This window comes from Pantoea brenneri, from assembly GCF_038594305.1.
Classification (GTDB): Bacteria; Pseudomonadota; Gammaproteobacteria; order Enterobacterales; family Enterobacteriaceae; genus Pantoea; species Pantoea brenneri.
The window spans coordinates 646,196-667,570 of sequence record NZ_JBCGBG010000001.1 but is presented as its reverse complement, the minus strand read 5'-3'; the positions used below and the strand labels follow the sequence as shown (position 1 = coordinate 667,570).

Annotated in this window: 17 protein-coding genes; 3 read left to right on the top strand and 14 right to left on the bottom strand. The window is 59.8% G+C overall.

The window, feature by feature from the left end; translation table 11 throughout:
* Positions 1-334: 334 nt before the first annotated feature.
* Entirely contained in the window at positions 335-2,524 is a 2,190-nt protein-coding gene (locus AABB92_RS02920; RefSeq protein WP_031377903.1) for a putative bifunctional diguanylate cyclase/phosphodiesterase, read from the top strand.
* 21 nt (positions 2,525-2,545) lie between these two features.
* Here AABB92_RS02920 and biuH read toward each other — a convergent pair whose 3' ends face one another.
* From biuH to AABB92_RS02905, 3 genes are read right to left on the bottom strand one after another with little or no spacing between them, the layout of a single operon-like run.
* Entirely contained in the window at positions 2,546-3,232 is a 687-nt protein-coding gene (biuH, locus tag AABB92_RS02915) for a biuret amidohydrolase (protein WP_046288241.1), read from the bottom strand.
* Complete coding sequence (locus tag AABB92_RS02910; RefSeq protein WP_046288240.1) at positions 3,225-4,529, bottom strand: purine-cytosine permease family protein; 1,305 nt, start codon at positions 4,527-4,529, stop codon at positions 3,225-3,227. The genes biuH and AABB92_RS02910 overlap by 8 nt, the downstream gene beginning before the upstream one ends.
* Entirely contained in the window at positions 4,526-5,962 is a 1,437-nt protein-coding gene (locus tag AABB92_RS02905; protein ID WP_046288239.1) for an amidase, read from the bottom strand. Before AABB92_RS02905 ends, AABB92_RS02910 begins: the two co-directional genes overlap by 4 nt.
* Before the next feature lie 386 nt (positions 5,963-6,348).
* Here AABB92_RS02905 and AABB92_RS02900 point away from each other — a divergent pair, with 386 nt between their 5' ends.
* On the top strand, positions 6,349-6,918 hold the full coding sequence (locus AABB92_RS02900; RefSeq protein ID WP_031377803.1) for a hypothetical protein: 570 nt from the start codon (positions 6,349-6,351) through the stop codon (positions 6,916-6,918).
* A complete protein-coding gene (locus AABB92_RS02895; RefSeq protein WP_031377802.1) occupies positions 6,902-7,117 on the top strand; it encodes a hypothetical protein in 216 nt (71 codons plus the stop codon). The genes AABB92_RS02900 and AABB92_RS02895 overlap by 17 nt, the downstream gene beginning before the upstream one ends.
* Before the next feature lie 106 nt (positions 7,118-7,223).
* On the opposite strand, the gene AABB92_RS02890 is transcribed toward AABB92_RS02895, so the two are convergent.
* The 11 genes from AABB92_RS02890 to AABB92_RS02840 all read right to left on the bottom strand — a co-directional run bounded on the left by AABB92_RS02890 (position 7,224) and on the right by AABB92_RS02840 (position 21,369).
* Complete coding sequence (locus AABB92_RS02890; protein WP_031377801.1) at positions 7,224-8,066, bottom strand: oxidoreductase; 843 nt, start codon at positions 8,064-8,066, stop codon at positions 7,224-7,226.
* A 106-nt stretch (positions 8,067-8,172) separates the two neighbouring features.
* Positions 8,173-9,954: a thiamine pyrophosphate-requiring protein gene (locus tag AABB92_RS02885; RefSeq protein ID WP_031377800.1), complete on the bottom strand. Its 1,782-nt coding sequence runs from the start codon at positions 9,952-9,954 to the stop codon at positions 8,173-8,175.
* A gap of 62 nt (positions 9,955-10,016) precedes the next feature.
* Complete coding sequence (locus AABB92_RS02880; RefSeq protein ID WP_031377799.1) at positions 10,017-11,975, bottom strand: hydantoinase B/oxoprolinase family protein; 1,959 nt, start codon at positions 11,973-11,975, stop codon at positions 10,017-10,019.
* Between the two features lies 1 nt (position 11,976).
* Positions 11,977-14,022, bottom strand: coding sequence for a hydantoinase/oxoprolinase family protein (locus tag AABB92_RS02875; RefSeq protein ID WP_046288238.1), 2,046 nt, complete (start codon positions 14,020-14,022; stop codon positions 11,977-11,979).
* A gap of 18 nt (positions 14,023-14,040) precedes the next feature.
* Positions 14,041-14,487 carry a GNAT family N-acetyltransferase gene (locus AABB92_RS02870; RefSeq protein ID WP_031377063.1) on the bottom strand — a complete coding sequence of 149 codons (447 nt, stop codon included), beginning with the start codon at positions 14,485-14,487 and terminating at the stop codon, positions 14,041-14,043.
* Positions 14,488-14,892: 405 nt separating this feature from the next.
* Positions 14,893-15,405 carry an Lrp/AsnC family transcriptional regulator gene (locus AABB92_RS02865; RefSeq protein ID WP_031377062.1) on the bottom strand — a complete coding sequence of 171 codons (513 nt, stop codon included), beginning with the start codon at positions 15,403-15,405 and terminating at the stop codon, positions 14,893-14,895.
* A 289-nt stretch (positions 15,406-15,694) separates the two neighbouring features.
* Entirely contained in the window at positions 15,695-17,011 is a 1,317-nt protein-coding gene (gabT, locus tag AABB92_RS02860; protein WP_031377061.1) for a 4-aminobutyrate--2-oxoglutarate transaminase, read from the bottom strand.
* A 113-nt stretch (positions 17,012-17,124) separates the two neighbouring features.
* Positions 17,125-18,258, bottom strand: a complete 1,134-nt coding sequence (locus AABB92_RS02855; RefSeq protein WP_031377060.1) for a M20 aminoacylase family protein — start codon at positions 18,256-18,258, stop codon at positions 17,125-17,127.
* A 1-nt stretch (position 18,259) separates the two neighbouring features.
* On the bottom strand, positions 18,260-19,186 hold the full coding sequence (locus tag AABB92_RS02850) for a 2-hydroxyacid dehydrogenase (protein ID WP_046288237.1): 927 nt from the start codon (positions 19,184-19,186) through the stop codon (positions 18,260-18,262).
* Positions 19,186-20,028 carry a GNAT family N-acetyltransferase gene (locus AABB92_RS02845; RefSeq protein ID WP_031377059.1) on the bottom strand — a complete coding sequence of 281 codons (843 nt, stop codon included), beginning with the start codon at positions 20,026-20,028 and terminating at the stop codon, positions 19,186-19,188. The genes AABB92_RS02850 and AABB92_RS02845 overlap by 1 nt, the downstream gene beginning before the upstream one ends.
* 9 nt (positions 20,029-20,037) lie before the next feature.
* Complete coding sequence (locus AABB92_RS02840) at positions 20,038-21,369, bottom strand: NAD(P)/FAD-dependent oxidoreductase (protein ID WP_046288236.1); 1,332 nt, start codon at positions 21,367-21,369, stop codon at positions 20,038-20,040.
* Between the last annotated feature and the right edge of the window lie 6 nt (positions 21,370-21,375).

Below are 21,375 nucleotides of genomic sequence, written 5' to 3'. Positions count from 1 at the left end.
TGAAATCCTCACGGGTTACAGAGTGGGGACGCAGCGAAAAGTCACTGCGGGATGGCATTACCTTGACCGGATCAGATGACAGAACCGTGACGGAGGAGTGAAGGAGAGGTGAATTTGGGTGATGTGGGGCACATCAAAAAACCCATCACCCATAAGCCTGACTGGATTAAATCCCCTCAAGCCATCTTTTCCTTTCTGTCACAGCTGCTCCTGCTTCCCTCACCTTCACCGCAAAAACCATCGCCGGCTTCACTGTGCGTGAAGGTTTGTGTGGAAGACCCGTTACCGTCTGCTAGTTTTTAAGCTGTACTCCTGCTGCAGAGAAAAAATAAAAATGATAAACAGCCTTAAACTTTCTGGCGATTTCCGCCGCAGTTTTCTGCGTGAAGTGCTAGTGCCGCTGGTGGCGATTCTGCTGCTGACCTTTGGCGGCGCGGGCACAGCGTTGTTCATTGGCACCTCGCTGACCAACGCCGAGGCCCGGCAACAGCAGCAGCGGATGATTGAAGCCTCTTTCTCCCAGAGCCTGGACGAACATCTGCGCCAGCTACGCAGCCTGTCGCGCTGGCGGCCGCTTCAGCAGTATCTGCTGGATCAGGATACCGCGCCGGGCTGGCTGGATGAGAACATTGGCAACTGGCTGTTTGAGATGTTTGGCCATCAGCTGATTCTGGTGCTGGACCCGCAAAACCAGATTGTCAGGGTATGGCGTGATGGCCAGCCGGTCGCGCCACAGCAGGAAGCCACACTGATTAACGACATCCTGCAAAGCCCGGTGGTTCAGAGTCGGGGCCGTGAGGATAAGGTCGATTATGCCCGCTTAGCTGGTCGTGCAGCCGCGCTGGCGGTCGGTAATATTCAGCGCGACAGTGATGCCCTGCCGCGCTTCCGGCTGGTCAGCCTTAAGTTCCTCGACGATGGCTATCTGGCCAGCCTGGCCGAACGCAACCAGCTAAAAGGACTGCACTTCTCCAACGGGACGCCGCAGCCCGGAACCGAAGCGCGCTACCTGCTGATTGCGCAATCCGGTGATGCGGTCGGCTACCTCAACTGGGTGCCAGCCCGTCCCGGCGCGCAGATGTTGCGCACGATCGGCCCGTCAACCGGTCTGGCGGTGCTGGCGATCTCCCTGCTCTGCCTGTATATGGTGCGTCGCCTCTGGACCTCGTCGATCACTCTGTCGCAGTCGATGCTGAAGCTGGGCGCGTCTGAGGCGCAGGCGCAGCATCTGGCGTTTCACGATGTGCTGACCGGTCTGCCCAATCGTGCGCTGGTAGAAGATCGTCTGACTCAGGCTCTGGCGCTGGCCACGCGTCACGATCAGCGGGTGGCGCTGCTGCTGATCGATCTGGATCGTTTTAAAGCGATCAACGATACCCATGGCCATCATGCCGGTGACGAGCTGATCATTGCCGTGGCGCAGCGCCTGAGCCGGATGGTGCGCGCCAGCGATACCGTCGGGCGGATCGGCGGCGATGAGTTTATCGTGGTGATGCCAGAAGTAGAGATGCTTTCCCAGGCGCAGGGGCTGGCGCAGCGCATCATCGACCAGCTCAGCCAGCCGTTTACGCTGTTTGGCAGTGAGGTCTGGAGCGGTGCCAGCATCGGTCTGGCGCTGGCCCCCAAAGATGGCGTTGATCGGCTGGAATTAATGCGCAAAGCGGACATTGCGCTGTACGAAGCCAAAAGCGGCGGACGCGGCAAATATCGACAGTTTGAACGGGCGATGGATGAGTCGGTACGTACCCGTCAGACCATCGCCGCTGACCTGCGCAGCGCGCTGCAACGCCAGCAGGGGCTGGAAGTCTGGTATCAGCCGCTGATGGACATTGGCGGTCAGCAGATGGTCGGCGTCGAGGCGCTGCTGCGCTGGCATCATCCGACCCGTGGCCTGGTGGTGCCCGGCGAATTTATTGCGATTGCCGAAGAGACCGGGCTGATTATTCCGCTCGGAGAGTGGGTGCTGGCGGAAGCCTGCGCCACCCAGCAGCGTTTTCCCGGCCTGATGGTGGCGGTCAACGTCTCGCCGGTGCAGTTTCGTGCCACCGGCTTTGTTGAACGGATGACTGAAATTGTCCGGCAGCACGGCGGCGATCCGATGTGGATTGAGCTGGAGATCACCGAAGGAGTGTTGATCGAAGATGAGCAAGAGGCGCGCGCCATCATTATCGCGCTACGCGAGGCGGGTTTCCGCATCGCGCTGGATGATTTTGGTACCGGCTACTCAAGCCTGAACTATCTCAGCCACTTCCCGGTCGATAAGATCAAAATTGACCGCTCGTTTACGCAGTCGCTGGGCGTAGCGGAGAATTCGGTCGCCATTATTGAGTCAGTGGTTAAGCTGGGACATGCGATGGGCCTGATGGTGACCGCCGAAGGCGTTGAGACGCCAGGCCAGATGTCAGCGCTGGCAGATGCGGGCTGTAATCAGCTACAGGGTTATCTGTTCAGTCACGCGGTTCCGGTCGATCAGCTTGCCAGTCTGGTTGAGGCCAGCCCACAGCGCGATGCGCGGCAGAGCTGACCGACTGCGGGCCGCTGTGGGTTATCCACCGAGGCTATCCAGCAAGGCAGCCGAACTGGCAACCGCGCCAAAAATCCCGCCCTGCATGTGGATCATACTCAGCGCCGCTTCATGATGTCGCCGCTCGGTGGCGGCGCAGCAGTCAGACAGCACCAGACATTCAAATCCGCGATCGTTGGCTTCACGCAGCGTGGTGTGCACGCAAACATCAGTGGTGATGCCGCTGAGGATCAGATTGCGGATGTTGCGGCTGCGCAGGATCAACTCCAGATCGGTGGCGTAAAACGAACCTTTGCCCGGTTTATCAATCACCACCTCGCCCGGTAGCGGCGCCAGTTCCGGGATAATCTCCCAGCCGGGTTCGCCTCGTACCAGAATACGACCGCACGGCCCGGCATCACCGATGCCCGCCTTCATCCGTCGCGATCGCCAGTGCTTATTGGCCGGCAAATCGCTGAGGTCCGGCCGATGCCCTTCGCGGGTATGGATGATCGGAAACTGTCGGGCGCGCATCGCCGCCAGCACCTGCTGCAACGGCGCAATCGGGGCACGGGTCAGCGCCACATCGTAACCCATAGTATCGACGTAGCCGCCAACGCCGCAAAAGTCAGTTTGCATATCAATCACCACCAGCGCGGTATCGGCCGGGCTGAAACCGCCGTCAAACGGCCAGGCGTAAGGCACAGAGTTGACGCTGTAATCAGGCATTTTTATTCTCCATCACCGGCTGCGGCGCACGCGCCCGGCTAATCAGGCTGTAACTGAGGGCGGCGGTCACCAGGCCAATCACCGCCTCACCAAATTGCGGAAAGGCCAGATGAGCGATGACCGCGCACAGGCTGCCGATCGCCCAGGCCGCAAAGGCGGTAGCGCGAAAACGCTGTGACGGTCGCTGCTCGCTGATTTTCGCCATAAAAATCAGATCAACAATCATCACTGCGCCAAACGGCGGCACCACAATCCCCAGCAGACTCAGCCATTCAAGGAAGTAAGACCAGACGCCGGCCAGCGCCAGCGCCCCGCCAATCGCGCCCAGAATCAGCGTCCAGAGGCGCATTTTGCTGCTGAACAGATGGCTGAAACCCACTGCGCCGTTATACAGGCAGTGGGTGCAGACCGAGCCGAGGTTGATGAACACGAACAGGCAGGCCACTACCGATAAAAAGGCGCTGTGTCCCATCAGCATCGGCAGAAAGTTGCCGCCATTGGTCAGCGGATCGACCGCCGCGCCGACCGCGACGATCACCACCCCAAACAGATAGGAGATCACATTCGCCACCGGAAAGGCTGAGAATGCGGCGATCACCGCGGAACGGCCATTTTTCGACCAGCGGGTAAAGTCGGCGGTCATGGTGCCGGAGTCGGCAAAGCCAGCTACCACCATGGTGACGGCGGTACCCATACTCATCGCGCCCGCCGCACTGGCGCTGCCCTGCCAGTGGGTGACGGTTGTGAAATCATGCTGCTGGCTAATCAGCCAGAGCGCCACCCCGCCCAGCACCACAAACAGCGGCGCGGCGATCATCCCCAGTACCGACAGCGCACGCACCCCGAGAAAGGTAATGGCGGTATAAAGCACCATGGCAAAGGCGGTAACCGCCAGCGCATTCCAGCCAAAGGTCTGATTAATTACCGTGCCGGTCAGCCCGGTCTGAAACGCGTACCAGCCAATCACCACGGTCGAGAGAAAGCCGGAGACCAGAATGTAACCTTTACTGCCAAAAGTGCGGCGCGCCTGTAAGGCAAAGTTCATCCCGCTGTTACCGGCGTACCAGCTCAGCGCGCCGACGTAGGCGAACAGCACCAGATTACCGAGCAGAATGGCGATCAGCGCCGGCCAGAAGCCCAGGTGCCAGGTGATGATGCCGCCGAATAGCGCATTGGTCAGGATCATCGGAAAGCCGAACCAGACTGCCGAGACGGAACGGGTGGAGTGACGGTGCGTTAGCGGCACCGGCTGATGTTCAAATTCCTGTTCTAATGCAGGTGCAGAGGCGTTTTTCATTGGGCGATTCCAGGTTGGAGGTGGTTCCACGGCTGAATGCGCTCGAAAGCCGCGCTGGCAGCCAGCACTAAAGCATCATCAAGATGCCGTCCGACAATTTGCAGTCCCACCGGCAGGCCACTGGCGGTGAAACCGGCCGGCACCGAGGCCGCTGGCTGGCCGGTGAAGTTGAACGGGAAGCAGAACGACAGCCAGTGATCGCTGCGTACCATGCGGCCATCGATGATTTCCGGCCCCTGCATACCGAGCGCGAACGGCGGCACCGCCAGCGTCGGGGTGATCAGCAGATCGTAGCGCTGCATAAAACGCCACAGGCTATTGCTGACCGCTTTGCGGGTGGTGATGGCGTCGGTAAAGGTTTCGGCCCGCCAGTCGCGCTGTAGCATGGCGACCAGGTGCGGCGACATCCGATCGCCCTGCTGCTCCATCATCCTGCGCATCCCACTAAGATCGCTTTCCATCGCCACCAGCGCACCAAATGCCGCCGAGGGATCGCTGAAACCAGGATCGGCCAGCTCCAGCTCTGCGCCGATTTCCGCCGCAAAACGCTGCGCGGCGCCACTGACCACGGCGCGGACCTCAGGATCGACCGCCACGTAGCCAAAATCGGCGCTAAAGGCGATGCGCAGTTTTTCGACCGGCTGATCGGGCGCGCCCAGCCAGTCAACGTCGCTACAGGGAATCGAGTGGCGATCGCGCATATCCGGGCCAGCCATCAGCGACATCATCAAGGCGGCGTCGCGTACCGTGCGCGTCATCGGGCCAATGTGCTCCAGCGATTCCCAGCTCGAGACGCCCGGATAACGTTCATCGCGACAGCCGGGCCACAGCGGGACGCGTCCCATTGAGGCTTTGAACCCGTAAATGCCGCAGTGAGCCGCCGGAATGCGCACCGAGCCGCCGCCATCACTGCCAAGGGCGATCGGACAGAGCCGCGCCGCCACTGCCGCGCCCGATCCGGCACTGGAGCCGCCAGGTGTCTTCGTCAGATCCCACGGATTGCGGGGCGACGGGAACAGAGGATTGTGTCCGACGCCGCTATAACCAAACTCCGGCGCGGTGGTTTTGCCCAGCAGAATGGCATCGGCTGCCAGCAGTCGCTCGACCGTAATATCGTCGTCGTCAGGAATAAAATCCTGATATGCAGCCGAACCCGAGGTGGTACGTACGCTGGCGGTGCAGATCAAATCCTTTACCGCCAGCGGCACGCCTGCCAGCGCACCCAGCGTTTCACCGCGCGCCCTGCGGGCATCCAGTGCTTTTGCCTGTGCCAGCGCCCGATCCGGCGTCGGCGTACAAAACGCCTGAATGTCAGGCTCCCGCCGCGCCATACGCGCCAGCGCGGCCTGAGTCAGTTCGCTGGCCGAAACGTCACCGCTGCGGATCATCGCCGCCAGGGTGGTCGCATCTTCATCTAATAAGGAGTCAAACATGGTCTACCTCGCCAGTAACATCGCTGATGAGTAAGTGCAGGAAGCGTGCCAGAAAGCGGTGAACGGACCGGTCTGAAACGGGGATGCCAGACGGGATACGGACTGGGATACAAGATCGAATTCTTATGATGGCCTGAGACCACTAACGGATGCGGGGGCGGATTTTTTCAGCACGGCGATAGCGCACGGATGCGCGATAACGGGGCGCATTGCTGAGATGAAGTGCGGCAAGGGTCGCAAAATAAGGTCGATGCGCAGCAACAGCGACTATCACTCTGGAATGGATAACCCTAATTTTCATATGGGTGTTTGACGAGTCCGGGCAGCTACTGAAAAATCGCGGCTTAACGGCTTAAGGATTTACAGGCTGCATGCAGGGATGATAAGTGCGCATAGACGAAGAGGTTTTTCTCGAACACTACGACATCAGGCGAAAAAGATTCATTTTCGACCGGCGGGTTCATCACAGCTACGTGTTTGTTGCCGGTAATAAGTCTTACACCGTTATCGCTGGCAACCTGATTGATGAACATATCTTTACTCGTATCGGATATCGGATGCCACAAGGCATCTCCTTTCCGGTTAACGGCCTGGCTGAGGTCTGTTTTGACGTATTCGATGGTCTGGAGTGCCTGGGTGATTTTCGCCACATTAGCCTTGCCGGATTGGGCAGTGCTGTCGTTTTAAAGAACGTAGTACTGGCGTTAATTGCACACCATGAAAGCTGCTGTATTGGCGGTTTTGTTTTCCAGGCCGCGTCAGGAGAGATCGTTGACCGCAATCGTCCGACACCCCTGGAGGAGATTTACGATGCCATGCTTGGGTTAAAAAATGAACTACGCTACAATCGCCGAACAGGGTTGCCGAAGAAAGCACCGCAACCTTTAATCCCGGAATTTTTCCAGGCTTATAAAATAGTGACTACAGGGAGAGCTTGTTATGTCGTATTACGATAAACACGATGATACCACCGCTTTGGATCCGACTGAGGTCGGGAACCGGGAGTTAAAGGCACTGTTGATTGCTGAGTGGATGGCCAGACCCGATCTGCCCGCCATTAAAGCCCAGTTAGCTCAGGCGAAAAAACGCTCCTCCTCTGCCCTGGTGCGCCGCAAGTTGCAAGAGCTGCAGGTGCGCGAAACGCAGGAAATTTAGGCTCGCGCTTCGCGGTGAAAGGCCCGTTATCCGGGCCTTTCTGTTTTACCGGCTTCGGATTCAATTCCACATTCTGACGACTTCCCGCCATCCGCATTACAGTCACCTACTCAGGAAAATCGGTGTCCACCGACGTCTGTTTCCACGCTTCAATCTGCGCCAGACGTTCTTTGAGCTTACTGGTGACTGCCTCATAGCCCCATGCGCCCATTACCAGATGACGTGGCGGATTATCATGTTCGGTAATCGCAATCATCGCCTGAGCGGCACGGGCAGGATCGCCTTTCTGAGTGCCGCTGTATTCGGCGGTAGCTTTCATCCGGGCGGCAGCGGTATCAGCATATTCCGGCAAGGTGCTTGGGGTCTGATGCAGCGAGCGGCCGGCCCAGTCGGTGCGGAATGGACCCGGCTCGACGCAGGTGATGTGAATACCCAGCGGACCCGCTTCCTGTGCCAGCGAGTCGGACCAGCCTTCCACCGCATGCTTGCTGGCCGAGTAGTAACCGGAGCTGGCAAAGCCGATAAAGCCCGCCACTGAGGTGATGTTAATGATGTGCCCGCTGCGCGCCTTGCGCATCGCCGGCAGCACTGCCCGGGTCAGGGCAAACAGACCGAATACGTTGGCATCGAACTGAGCGCGGATCTCCTGCTCCTCACCCTCTTCCACCGAACTCTGGTAGCCATAACCGGCATTATTCACCAGAACATCAATGGTGCCGAACGCATTCAGCGCTGCCTGCACCGCCTGATCGATGCTGGATTGCTGAGTGACATCCAGCGCCACCGCCAGCGCATTGTCATGCCCTTCAACCAGATCGGCGACTTTCGCGGTGTCACGTGCCGTGACCACCACCCGGAAACCGCGCGCGATAGTCTGCTGCGCCAGTTCGCGACCAAAACCGGTAGAGCATCCCGAAATAAACCAGACAGGGCTTGTATCAGTAGTCATGGTAAGACTCCCGTTAGTTATGCTGAAGAAGGGGGAATACCCGGACGCGAGTGCGCCCGGGGAGAAAAGCGTAAGGGTAGCGGCGCAACATGGCCCGGCTTAACCCTTAATGCTTTTTATGCAACAGCTGACTGGCGGTATCACTGATGATTTGCGCCGCGCCACGGTCACCTTTCGCCATCGACGCCATAAAGGCTTTTGCCTGCTTAAATGTGATGTGCGGCGGCAGCGGAGCGACTTCCGGATCGGTTTTCACCTCCAGCAACACCGGGCGGTCGGCGCTCAACGCACGCTGCCAGGCGGCAGCCAGATCGTCAGGGTTGTCGACAAAAATGCCAGTTAATCCCAGCGACTCAGCAAACTCGGCGTATTTTACATCCGGCAGCTGCTGCGAAGCGTCAAAGCGCGGATTGCCTTCCATCACCCGCTGTTCCCAGGTCACCTGATTAAGATCCTGATTGTTGAACACGCAGACGATCAGACGCGGGTCGGCCCACTGTTGCCAGTATTTCTGAATGGTGATCAGCTCCGCCATGTTATTCATCTGCATTGCGCCATCACCGACCAGCGCCACCACCGGTTTTTCCGGGTGAGCAAACTTAGCCGCGATGGCGTAAGGCACAGCGGCACCCATACAGGCCAGCCCGCCGGAGAGCGAGGCGCGCTGTCCCTGTTTGACCCGATAATCGCGGGCAAACCAGTTGGCGCACGAGCCGGAGTCAGAGGTGACAATCGCATTGTCCGGCAGCTGTGGTGACATCTCCCACACGACGCGCTGCGGATTGACCGGATTCGCCGGTGCCATTGCTCGCTCTTCCATCAGCGTCCACCAGTCACGTACCTGAACCGCAATATCTTCCTGCCAGCTTCGATCCTGCTTATGCTCCAGCAACGGCAGCAGCGCGCGCAGGGTTTCGGCGGCATCGCCATGCAGGTTGACTTCACAGGGATAGCGCAGGCCGAGCATCGCCGGATCGATATCGATCTGTACCGCCCGCGCCTTGCCCTCTTCCGGCAAAAATTCGGTCCACGGGAAGCCGCTGCCAATCATCAACAGGGTATCGCAGTTTTTCATTAAATCTGACGAGGGTTTGGTACCGAGCAGGCCAATCGATCCGGTAACAAACGGCGCGTCGTCCGGCAGCACATCTTTGCCCAGCAGCGCTTTCGCCACGCCGGCACCCAGCACGTTGGCGGCCTGCACCACCTCAACCGCGGCGTTGCGCGCGCCGGCACCAATCAGAATCGCCACTTTTTTACCGGCGTTCAGTATGTCGGCAGCCCGTTGCAGATCCGCTTCATACGGAACCACTTTCGGCCGCTGATAGCCGCTGCCCGAATGGGTGAAGCCGTGCAGATGCTGCGGCGCCTGCCACTCTTCATCCTGGATATCTTTGGGGATGATCACCACCGCGACGCCGTTCTGGGCCTTCGCAATACGCACGCCGCGATCGATCAGGTGACGAACCTGAGCAGGCGCGGCCGCTTCCTGGACGAAATTCGCCACGTCCGAGAAGATGCGATCCAGATTCATCTCCTGCTGATAGCTGGCTCCCCGGGCCGTGGCTTCCGCCTGACCGGCAATCGCCAGCACCGGCGCATGGTCCATTTTGGCGTCATACAGACCGGTCAGCAGATGGGTTGCGCCAGGCCCGCCGGTTGACAGGCAAACACCCATTTCACCGGTGAACTTGGCGTGACCGGCCGCCATAAATGCGGCCATTTCCTCGTGGCGCACCTGAATAAATTCGATGCCATCACCCTTCTCATTGGCGCGCTGAATCGCCCCCAGCACGCCGTTAATACCGTCGCCAGGGTAGCCGTAAATCCGGGTGACGCCCCATTCTTTCAGGCGCTGGACAAAAAAATCACTGGTTTTCATGCTCATCGTCGCGTTTCCCTTGGTTGTCCTTGCAGACTTAAAGCGTAGTAGACGATGCCGCATTGCCGTTAGTTGTTCGCCATTGCCGGGTATCGCTGACGCAAATCACTGAATATTTGCGCCATATCCGCCGTTTCGCCTATTTCTTCCACCGCGCGGAATACCTGGGTTTTCAGGAAGTGCCGCCAGCTGACCGGCGCTGCGGCAAGAAAAACCGTAAGCAAGTGATACCGCTGCGCTGTCCAGAGCGATTCAAAGCGCTGACGCGCCGCGCCGTGCTCAAAATGCTGGCTCGCTTGCTGTGGCATCGCGGCGCGCAACCGGGCTGTCTCCTGCAGATCCAGCTGATCATCCACTATCGCCACGCCATACTGTTGCCGGGCCGCGTTAAGGCTGAGAAAGCCGCAGCGCACATCCTGTAGCACCGCTTGCGGGTCGCGCTGTGACGGCAAACCATAACCGCCTGCGCCCGGCCCGCGCACTTCCACCACGTCGCCCGGCTCTGCGCTGATCACATCGGTATTGCCGTGGTTAATCACTCTGCCGTCACGCAGAGTGCGGAAGTGCGACAGCGCCCCGCTCTGCCCGCCGACCACGCCGGCGGAGGCAAATACCGACCGGTTGCGGTTACGTGCGGTAATAGTGGTATTGGGCGAGAAAACTTCGAATGCCATTTCGGTGGCTAATCCGCCGCGATACTGGCCTGCACCGGCGCTGTCCTGGGCCAGTCCATAGCGGTGAAAACGAATCGGTACTTCCGCTTCATTAATCTCAATCGGGGTATTTTTCAGGAAGGCGGAGAGGCCACCCGAGCCGTCTGGTCCGTCATGACGCGGCGTGCCGCCTGCGCCACCGCCGACCGGACCGAGCGAGGCAACCACGCTGCGGTTTTGAGTCTGGGTGCGGATATTCATGATCGAGTTGCCGCCGGGCGAGTTAGCCGGCAGACGGTCCGGCATTGCCAGCGAGAAGACGCCGACGGTAGCAATCTGCGACAGCGCGCAGGTCAGTGAGCGCATGCCCACCGCCGCCGGTGCCTCACAGTTCATCACCGTGCCCGGCGGCAGTATCGCCCGGGTCGGCCGCAGCGTACCGGCGTTGAGCAGCAGCGAACGATCGAGCGTAGAGAGCACATAGGTCACGCCGACCAGCGCCAGCGGATGCCGCTCACGGCCGCCGGTCGGCATGTTCAGCGAGGAGGCCAGTTGGGGATCGCTGCCGGTGTAGTCCAGCTCCAGCCGATCGCCCTCTACCCGCAGCGTAATGGCGATGCGACAGGGATAACCGCCTTCGCCATCTTCATCGGCGTAGTCGGCATAAAAATAGTCGCCGTCAGGAATGGTGGTGATAATGCTGCGCGCCTGCGCTTCGGCGTAATCGAGAATCCCTTCAATGCCCTGCAGGAAATCATCAACGCCAAAACGGGCAATAATGTCGTGAATTTTGCGCTCACCCACGTTAACCGACGCCAGCTGCGCTTTGAAATCGCCCCAGTTCTGCTCTGGTGCCCGCACGTTGAGCCGCATGATGCGGGCCACATCGTCGTTCAGTTCGCCGTTGCTGACGATTTTCAGCGGCGGAATGCGGATCCCCTCCTGCACGATATCGGTCAGCGAACGCGACAGCGAAGCCGGTACTGCCCCTCCGACATCGGTGTTATGAATGTGGCCAACCACGAAGCAGACAATTTCGCCCTGATGAAACACCGGCTTCCAGATATGGATATCGGGCGAATGGGTGGCGACGTTACCGGCGTAGGCATCATTGGTAATGCAGATGTCGCCCTCGGCGTAATCCTCAATCAGCGCCAGCACCGGCGCATAGTCGATGCCGCTGTACCAGGGTGCGCCAAAGCTGCGCGGTGAGGCGAACGCCAGGCCAGTGCGGCTGACAATCTGGCAGGAGAAATCTTCAGTCTCTTTGACAAAAGTCGAGTGCGCGGTGCGCATCAGGGTAAACGCCATCGCATCGGCGGCGGCCGCGCAGTAGTTGGCGAGGATTTGCAGGTTACGTCCGTCAATTGCCATATTACGCCTCGCTCGCAGTGATCAGCAGGTTACCAAAGGGGTCGACTTTGACCCACATGCCGGGCGGCACGCAGGTGGTGCAATCATCCTGGGCGACGATCACCGGGCCGGTCAGCCGATGCCCGGCGCGCAGTTCCGACCGCAGCACCACATCCACCTGATGCCACGCGCCATCAATCCACGCCGTCACCTGCTTCAGCACCGCGACCGGTTCGGTGGCGGCTGGCAGGCGATTAATTTCTGGTTTTGGCACCGGCGAGGCGATCACCAGCCGCAGATTGATCAGCTGCACCGGCGCATCCGCGTCACAGTGACCGAACAGCTGCTGATGCTGACGATCAAACGCCTGATGCAGCGCCGTGACGTCAGCCGTCGTCAGCCAGGTCGCCTCCAGCGGCACTTCAATCTCAAACGACTGGCCGCGATAGCGCATATCCGCGCTGAATTGCAGCTGGTACGGCATCTCGCTGCCATGCTCCTGCACCAGCCAGCCACAGGCACGTTGCTGTAACGCCTGCGCTTCGCTGGCTAAGGTGTCGGCCAGCGCTGGCGTCAGGTCACTGTAAAGAGTGCGGATAAAGTCATTGCGGATGTCGGCCACCAGCCCACCGAGCGCCGAAAGGACACCAGGCGTGGGCGGCACGATCACCCCTTTCATGTTCAGCTCGCGTGCCAGGAAGCAGCCCATCATCGGCCCTGCGCCGCCAAAGGCGAGGAACCAGAATTCGCGCGGGTCGAGGCCAAACCGTGACAGCAAACCGCTGGTATCGCTGTACATGCTGGAGATCGCCAGCTGGATGGCGGTCTCTGCCGTTTCATGCACCGTCACCTTGAGCGCATCGGCCAGTGGCTGCCAGGCCGCGCAGGCGGCGGCTACATCTACGCTCACGGCGTTATAGCCGAGCGCGCCGTGGCCCATCATGCCGCAGGCGGCAAAGGCATCGGTGGCGGTAGGCTGCGTCCCGCCGCGCTGGAAGCAGACCGGTCCCGGCAGCGAACCGGCGCTGTCCGGTCCCATCTGCAGCACGCCCTGGCCGTCGATCCATGCCAGTGAACCGCCGCCCTGCCCGACCGAGGTCACGGCAACCGACGGGATAAAGATCGGGAAATCACCAATGATTTCGCCGTTGCCCTGCGCCACCTTGCCATCCACAATCACCGCCACGTCGGCACTGGTGCCGCCGATATCGAGGCTGAGAATTTTGTCGAAACCGCAGGCGCTGGCGAGATAACTGGCCCCGATCACTCCGGATGCGGTCCCGGAGAGTACCATCTGTACGCACTCGCGTTTCGCCTGCTCAATGCCCATCACGCCGCCATTCGATTTGGTAATGCGCGGCGGGGGCTTCACCCCGAAACGCTGCAGCGCCTGCTCAAACGATTCGAGGTAGTTGATCACCATCGGCTGGACATAGGCGTTGATGGTGGCGGTGATGGTGCGTTCGTATTCACGAATGATCGGCCAGATATCGGCCGAACAGGAGGTCAGCAGCTCGGGTGCAACTTCGTCAATAATCGCTTTAACGGCAGCTTCATTGTGCCGGTTGCGGTAACTGTGCAGCAGCGAAACCACAATGCCCTGACAGCCCGCCGCCCGCGCCTGCGCGATCGCATCCAGCACGCTTTGACGATCGACCGGTTGCAGCACGTTGCCGTGACAGTCGCTGCGTTCGCGGATAGCAAACACCCGACCGCGGCTAATCAGCGGTGCGGGACGCCGCGAGAAGAGGTCATGGATATGCGGAATTTTCAGCCGTGCCAGCTCCAGCACATCGCAGAAGCCTTCGGTGGCAAACAGCGCCAGCCGAACGCCGCGGCGCTGGATCACCGCGTTGATTCCGACCGTGGTGCCGTGGGTAAAATAGCCAATCTCTGTCGGTTCAATGCCATCACGCTGCTGAAACTGCGTCAGCCCGTTGACGATTTCGCTGCCCGGCCGATCCGGGCGCGACAGGACTTTGAGGGTATGAATCTGATTGGTTTGCTGATCAAGCACGGCGAAATCGGTAAAGGATCCGCCAATATCCACGCCAACGCGGTATCGCATCTCAGGGTAACTCCGGAGTCAGGAAGGAGGAAATTCCATCAGCGTCTGCGGATCTTGCACCACACGCCAGCCGAGTCGCTGGTAGACCTGATGGGCATCACGGGTTGACAGCATCCAGCGGTGCACCGTTTGCAGTTCGGGATGTTCACGGACGCAGGCGGCCAGCCAGCTGCCCAGCCCGTGCCCACGCCAGTTTTCATCGATCATCACATCACACAGCCAGCCAAAACGGGTGTAGTCAGTAATCAGCCGGGCGAAACCGATCTGCGCCTGCTGGTGATAGAGGCCAAACGGCAATGATCCGGCAATCGCCCGCTCGGTTTTGGCCCGCGGCTGACCCTGCGCCCAGTAGGACTTTTCAGCCAGCTGGCGATGGATCCAGTCAAGGTCCAGCTGCTGGCGCGCGGTGGACACGGTGAACGCATCACGTTGCCAGTGCTGGTCAGCAATGATTAATGAACTCATGACAACTCCTTGTATCGGTTGAAAACAGTGTAAAAGGGTTTGCGAAACGGTTAAGACCGTAGCGTGCATCAGAAGGTGTTGTAGCGCCTGAATTTCAGCGGCGAAAGAAATTTTATGCTGTGCGCCGGATTCCCGCTGCTGGCATGACCGGCCATCAGTTTCACTGTGGCGCGTCGACGCAGAAAACAGGGCTAAAATGACGGACGCGTTGGCGGGGGAAATCAGAACGGGAAATGCGGGGTTAAATAACAGGCACGTTGGCGAAGGCAAATCTGAACAAGGAACGCGGAGAATATGCCGTTAAGCCGCAGTCATGACCAGCGGCGGGATCGTTACTGACAGTGCAGCCGCCCCGCCTTCCCCGGTGATGAGGGAAAGCGGGGATGAGCGATCACAGACCGCCCGCTACACACCAAACTCGACCGAATTTTGTTTACCGATCAGCGATCGCAACGGCACGCTGCTTTTCATGATCGGTGACTTAATAACGATATAGCTGAAGTACTTATCGATGCCGATCTGTGCGTCGAGCATCTTCTCAATCACTTCCTGGTAATGTTCAATGCTGCGGGTAATAAAGCGCAGCAAATAGTCGTAACCGCCGGTGATCAGATGGCACTCCATCAGTTCATCCACGTCGCGCATCGCACTTTCGAATTTCATAAAGTCTTCGCGACGATGACCGGAGAGAGTCACTTCGGTAAATACCGTTACCGAATCGGTGATCCGCGTCAGGTTAATATGCGCTTCATAGCCGGTGATAAAGCCCGCCTGTTCCAGACGCTTGACCCGTTGCAGACAGGGGCTGGGGGAAAGGCCTACCGCATCGGCGAGGTTAACGTTGCTGATACGGCCATCTTTCTGGAGTTGCACCAGGATATTGATGTCGATGCGGTCAAGTTTCATTAAGCCGTTCATAGCACCCCTCATTGTCAGAGCCTATCCCAGTAGGCGTAATTGTTGCAGGCAGTCTGGGCACGAACAGCGCGGAACAACCGGAGCGTACCAGGTAGTACGGGAGGATTGTGAGCACTGCCCAGGTTCAGACTGACAAATGAAATAGCCTAATGGGATAGGCTCTTAATCAAATGTGCAGAACCTCCCGAAGGTATAACACGCTTTACGGTAAACGCGCCAGCGCTAAGCAGTGGTTATACCAGCGGGAGATTTTCAAATTACTTTAACAATATCAATGAGGAAGCTCGACTTACCCTAACCGTCCCGTGGCACGGGCCAGGGCAATATCGAAGATATGCAACGCTTCTTCCAGTTGCGAGTCGGTGGTGACCAGCGGCGCCAGAAAGCGAATAGTATTACGATGCAGCCCACACTTAATCAGCAGCAAACCTTCCTGGCAGGCGCTATCCAGGATCTTCTGCGTCAGTGCCGCGTCGGGCCGTCCGGTCTCAAAATCCAGAATCTCTACCGCCTGCATAAAGCCGACGCCACGCACGTCACCGATGCAGGCATATTTATCCGCCAGCTGCCGCAGACGCGCATTGAGCTGTTCGCCAAGCTGGCAGGATCGCTGCAGCAGGTTGTCCTGCTCGAACAGGTCCAGTACCGCCAGCGCCGCGGCACAGGCCAGCGCATTGCCGCCATAGGTGCCGCCCAGCCCGCCGGGAGTCGGCGCATCCATAATCTCTGCTTTACCGACTACGCCGGAAATCGGCAGGCCGCCGCCCAGACTTTTCGCCAGAGTAACCAGATCGGGTTTGATGTCGAGATGCTGGAAGGCGAACATCTTGCCGGTACGGCCAAAACCGGTCTGCACTTCATCACAAATCAACAGAATGCCGTGCTGAGCGGTGATGCGCCGCAGCGCCTGCATAAACGCCGGACCGGCCGGCAGGAAGCCGCCGTCGCCCTGCACCGGCTCGATAATAATTGCCGCCACCCGCTCCGGCAGGATCTGTACCGCAAACAGCTGATCCAGCGCTTTCAGGCAGTCCACTTCACTGATGCCATGCAGCGGATTAGGAAACGGCAGGCGATAGATATCGCCAGGGAACGGACCAAAATTCTGTTTATAAGGCGCAGACATGCCGGTCAGAGTGACACCCAGCAGCGTGCGGCCATGAAAGGCGCCATCAAAGGCGATGATGCCGGGGCGCTGGGTATGCGCACGGGCGATCTTCACCGCATTTTCTACCGCTTCGGCACCGCTGGTGAAAAAGACGCTTTTGTACGCGTCGTCACCGCCCACCAGCTTGTTCAGCCGCTGGGCCAGCGTAATGTAGCCCGGATAGGCGACCACCTGAAAACAGGCGTGGGACACCATGCCCAGCTGACGGGTGACGGCGTTGACCACCGCCGGATGATTATGACCGACATTCAGCACGCCAATGCCGCCAACAAAATCGAGATAGCGATTGCCTTCTACATCCCACACTTCGCTGCCTTTGGCTCGTTCGATCACCAACGGATGTGCGGTGACCACGCCACGCGGCACGTTCTGCTCGCGTGCATCCAGTAACAGGCTGTTATCGGAGTATGCTTGCTGCTCTGCCATGACATTCTGCATTTTAAACCCTCATCCACGTAACGTTCGGTTGGCTCAAGTATCGCAACCCGTTGGTTTCTTACGCTGCCGTAATTCCGCAGGCAGCGGCATTTCCTGTCAAAATCCTGCTGCATTCAGCAGGGAAATTTCTCTGCCAGCGCCTGACGGATCAGCGCGACAAATACCTGAATGCCATGCGGAATCAGCGCATCATTAAAGTCATAGGCAGCATGATGCAGTGGCTTACTGGGGGCCGATCCCAGCCACAGATACGCGCCGGGACGCGCCTGCAGCATGAAAGCGAAATCTTCGGAAGTGAGCGCCGGCTGCGGTGCGACGTCAGTCGGGATGCCCGCCTGACTCAGCGCCTGCAGACAGAACTGCGCTTCGGCGGCACTGTTGATGGTCGCCGGGTAATAGCGGTGATAGCTGACCTCGGCACGCAGGCCGTGCGCGGCGGTGATGTGTTCTGCCATCTGGCGCAGCCGCGCTTCCAGCGTCGCCTGTGCCGCCGGGTTGAAGGTGCGAACCGTGCCGGTAAGGCTGGCTTCGGCCGGGATCATATTGTGCGAGAAGCCGCCCTGCATCCGGGTGACGGTTAACAACCCGGTTTCGCAGGGATCGAGCGCACGCGCCACCAGGGTATTGAGCTGCACCACCAGTTCACTGGTGGCCAGCAGGGTATCGCGTGTCAGGTGCGGTTGTGCTGCATGACCGCCACCGCCGAACACCCGGATATCAAAGCGATCGGCCGCCGCCATAATCGGCCCGGGCCGGGTTTGCACCGTGCCCAGCGGCAGTTGCGGCCAGTTATGAATGGCATAGACGGCGTCACAGGGAAAACGACTGAACAGCCCGTCGTCGATCATCGCCTTCGCCCCGGCCAGTCCTTCTTCGGCTGGCTGGAAAATAAAGCAGACGCTGCCATCAAAGGCGATATCGCGTGCCAGGACCTCCGCGGCCCCCAGCAGCATCACGGTGTGACCATCGTGACCGCAGGCGTGACTGACCTGCTCCACCTGACTTTTCCACGCCGCCTCCCCCTGATCCTGCATCGGCAGCGCATCCATATCGGCGCGCAGCCCGATCATGCGGGAGCTGGTGCCCTTTTTCAGCACCCCGACCACGCCGGTTTTACCGATGCCGCGATAGACCTCAATACCCTGCTGCTCAAGAAAGGCGGCCACGATATCGCTGGTGCGTTGCTCCTGAAAACCGATCTCCGGATGAGCGTGCAAATCACGGCGCAGTGCGACTAAAGCGTCCATTTTAATATCCTCGCGAGCGGTCAATCAGCCCGTGCAGCGGCTCCCCGCGCTGATAGCGCCGCAGGTTATCCAGCAGGGCGACAATGGCACTTTCGTTTTGAGTCTGGCTGGCGATGTGCGGCGTCAGCCAGATCGCCGGATGACGCCAGAAGGGGTGCGACGGCGGTAACGGTTCCGGATCGGTGACATCAATCACCGCCGCGCGAAGCTGACCGCTCTCCAGTGCCAGCAGCAGATCGTCATGATTGAGCTGCGGACCGCGGCCAGCCTGCACCAGCGCGGCACCGTGCGGGAGCTGGTTAAACAGCGCGCTATTGAGGAGGCCGTGAGTCGTGGCGGTCAGCGGCAGCAGGCAGACCAGGATATCGCTGTGTGCCAGAAATTCGGCCAGTTGGTCGTCGCCGTGCCAGCAGCGTACGCCGCTATACTGGCGTGGGGTCCGGCTCCAGCCGGCGCAGTCAAAACCCAGCGCCACCAACTGTCGCAATGCCGCCTGGCCCAGTTCGCCCATTCCCATTACCCCAACCCGCCGCTGCGCGGCTGGCAGCGCACTGTGCGCCTGCCACTGTTGCTGGCGTTGCTGCTGGAAATAGCGCGGCATATCCCGATGCAGGCCCAGCACCGAGAAGGTGACATATTCAACCATGCCCTGCGTCAGGCCCGGTTCAATCATCCGGATGACCGGTAAATCGGGTGGCAAGATGGTCAGGTCAAACTGATCGGCCCCTGCGCCAACTGAAAACAGCAGTTTCAGATTGGGGAAACAGGCGGCTATATCGTCGGGTGGCTGCCAGGCGATCAGCGCATCAACCTGATCCGGTTCACCGGTTTCGGGCCAGATATGCAGCGTAATGTCTGGCGCATGTTGTGCCAGCCAGCGCTGCCACAGCCGGCCACGTTCCGGCTCAGATTTATAGACGAGCTGCATCAGGCCATCGCCTGCGTCATCAGGCCAAACGCCTGCATTCCCTGCGGCGTCCACGGTGTGCCGCGTACCATGGTGGTCGGCGCGTCAACCTGTTCCACTCCCAGAGTGCTGAGCCAGGCGGCCAGCGGCAGGCTGGCATCGGTATCAATGCGCAGAAACTGCCCCTGCACGCCCTGCATCAGCGCGGCGACCAGCGTCTGCGCCAGCGGGAAATCATCGGCAATCACCGGACCAATCGCCCAGCCGTGACCAAAGCGGCGCAGGCTGGCGAAACCGTGGATCTGCCGATCGGCATCCTGTAACAGTACGGTCTGCGTGTCGCTGAGCAGATGATCAAACAGCGCCGGACGGTGCATCCCGTGCGCCTGATAATCCAGCGCCACCAGCGACGATTTGTCGGCTGCGCTGGCGCGGCGCAGTTCCAGTCCGGCAGGCACGGTGACCTGCGGTACGCTTAACAGTGCGCGGGTCTGATGCTGGCGGATCTCACCGCAGCTGACAAAACCGAGTTTTTCATACAGTCCTTTGCCCATTTCCGTAGCGTGCAGACGCACGTTGTAGCCGGGCAGTTTTTCCAGTTGCGCCAGCATCAGCTGTTTGCCGAGCCCCCGTCCCTGCTGCTGATTGTCAACGATCACCAGACCGACGGTGGCCGCCTGTTCGCCCCAGCGCCACAGCACGGCGCTGGCAATCAGTTTGCCCTGCTCCTCAATCACCGTGCCCTCACCTAGTTGCAACGCCAGCTGCCAGTCTTCGCGGCGATGCGGCCATTTCAGCGCCTGGGTCATCGCGTAGCAGTTATCGAGGTCATCTGGCGTCATTGCACGTAGCGTTATGCTCATCGGGTCTCCTTACATCATGCCGGGGGTTTCTAAGCCGCTGCCGTCAACCAGACGGCTGTAGCGATAAGGTCTGGGATCGACGATCGGGGTGGCGTCAGTGGCGAGATCGGCGGCCAGCCGTCCGGCACCCGGCCCGATGCCGAAGCCGTGCGCGCTATAGCCGGCTGATAACACCAGCCCGGGCAGTTTTGCCACGGTCGAAATCACCGGGATCGCGTCCGGGGTGCTGTCGATCATGCCGCCCCACGACTGTGCCAGCCGCAGATTAGCCAGCGCCGGATATTCCCGACGCATCGCCGCCAGCCCCTCTTCGACGATATGCGCATCCGCCGCCGGATCGAGAATTCGCATCCGCTCAAAGGGCGACATGCGGTCAAATTCCCAGCGTCCCATCGCTTCCGGACCACGGAAGAACGGGGTAATGCCGAGGTTGAGGGTGAGATTTTTACGCCGGCTTTTAAAGGTCGGATAGAACTGACGGGCATAGCGCAGCCCCTGAGCCCCCGGCTCCAGCCGTCCCCGCCCGGAGACTGACACGGTGTAGCTGCCATCCAGCTGTGGCCGACAGGCGAAGCCCGGCGTGTAGAGCGGCATGGCAATCGCCTGCTCAATTGGCTGGGTGCGGAAGGCGGTGCCGATTACGTTGCCGAGCGGCAGATCGATACCGTGACGACGGCAGAACATCGAAGTCCAGGCACCCGCGGCACAGATTACCCGGCTGGTTTTAATCAGGCCGCGCTCGGTCCAGACGCCGCTGACCCGGCCTGCGGCAATATCCAGCCCACGCACCGCACATTGCTGGAACACCAGCGCGCCGTGCTTCTGCGCTCCCATCACCAGACCAGGTGCGGCAAGACGCGGTTCGGCATGGCCGTCGGTCGGGGATGAGACACCACCACGCCAGGCGGTGGTGCTGCCAGGCGTCATCGCTTTCGCCTGTTCGGCAGTCAGGATGTCGCTGCGGACACCGTAGCTTTTCGCCATCTGCCCCCACTTCTCCCATGCGGCGATATCCGCTTCAATCCGGGTGGCGTAAACCAGACCGCTGCGGCGAAAACCCAGCTCTTCACCGGTTTCGGCGTTGAGTTCACCCCAGCGTTGCAGGGCATAGATAATCAGCGGCAATTCACGCTCATCACGGTTTTGCTGGCGACACCAGCCCCAGTTGCGGCTCGATTGCTCTGCCCCCACCAGTCCTTTTTCGATTAACACCACCTTCAGTCCCTGTTTTGCCAGCTCCCAGGTGGCGGCAGCCCCGGCGATACCGGCGCCAATCACCACCACATCGGCGGCCTCGGGAAAGTTTGCACTGTCCTGTACATAACGAATCGGTGCAGGCATAGCATT

Excerpts from the sequence above, each read along its gene's own strand:
- AABB92_RS02870 (WP_031377063.1), bottom strand. The coding sequence starts at position 14,487 with ATGAGTTCATTAATCATTGCTGACCAGCACTGGCAACGTGATGCGTTC.
- AABB92_RS02880 (WP_031377799.1), bottom strand. The coding sequence starts at position 11,975 with ATGGCAATTGACGGACGTAACCTGCAAATCCTCGCCAACTACTGCGCG.
- gabT (WP_031377061.1), bottom strand. The coding sequence starts at position 17,011 with ATGCAGAATGTCATGGCAGAGCAGCAAGCATACTCCGATAACAGCCTG.
- AABB92_RS02890 (WP_031377801.1), bottom strand. The coding sequence starts at position 8,066 with ATGACTACTGATACAAGCCCTGTCTGGTTTATTTCGGGATGCTCTACC.
- AABB92_RS02905 (WP_046288239.1), bottom strand. The coding sequence starts at position 5,962 with ATGTTTGACTCCTTATTAGATGAAGATGCGACCACCCTGGCGGCGATG.
- AABB92_RS02865 (WP_031377062.1), bottom strand. The coding sequence starts at position 15,405 with ATGAACGGCTTAATGAAACTTGACCGCATCGACATCAATATCCTGGTG.
- AABB92_RS02850 (WP_046288237.1), bottom strand. The coding sequence starts at position 19,186 with ATGCAGCTCGTCTATAAATCTGAGCCGGAACGTGGCCGGCTGTGGCAG.
- AABB92_RS02845 (WP_031377059.1), bottom strand. The coding sequence starts at position 20,028 with ATGAGCATAACGCTACGTGCAATGACGCCAGATGACCTCGATAACTGC.
- AABB92_RS02885 (WP_031377800.1), bottom strand. The coding sequence starts at position 9,954 with ATGAGCATGAAAACCAGTGATTTTTTTGTCCAGCGCCTGAAAGAATGG.
- AABB92_RS02895 (WP_031377802.1), top strand. The coding sequence starts at position 6,902 with ATGTCGTATTACGATAAACACGATGATACCACCGCTTTGGATCCGACT.
- AABB92_RS02920 (WP_031377903.1), top strand. The coding sequence starts at position 335 with ATGATAAACAGCCTTAAACTTTCTGGCGATTTCCGCCGCAGTTTTCTG.
- AABB92_RS02875 (WP_046288238.1), bottom strand. The coding sequence starts at position 14,022 with ATGCGATACCGCGTTGGCGTGGATATTGGCGGATCCTTTACCGATTTC.
- AABB92_RS02855 (WP_031377060.1), bottom strand. The coding sequence starts at position 18,258 with ATGGACGCTTTAGTCGCACTGCGCCGTGATTTGCACGCTCATCCGGAG.
- biuH (WP_046288241.1), bottom strand. The coding sequence starts at position 3,232 with ATGCCTGATTACAGCGTCAACTCTGTGCCTTACGCCTGGCCGTTTGAC.
- AABB92_RS02910 (WP_046288240.1), bottom strand. The coding sequence starts at position 4,529 with ATGAAAAACGCCTCTGCACCTGCATTAGAACAGGAATTTGAACATCAG.
- AABB92_RS02840 (WP_046288236.1), bottom strand. The coding sequence starts at position 21,369 with ATGCCTGCACCGATTCGTTATGTACAGGACAGTGCAAACTTTCCCGAG.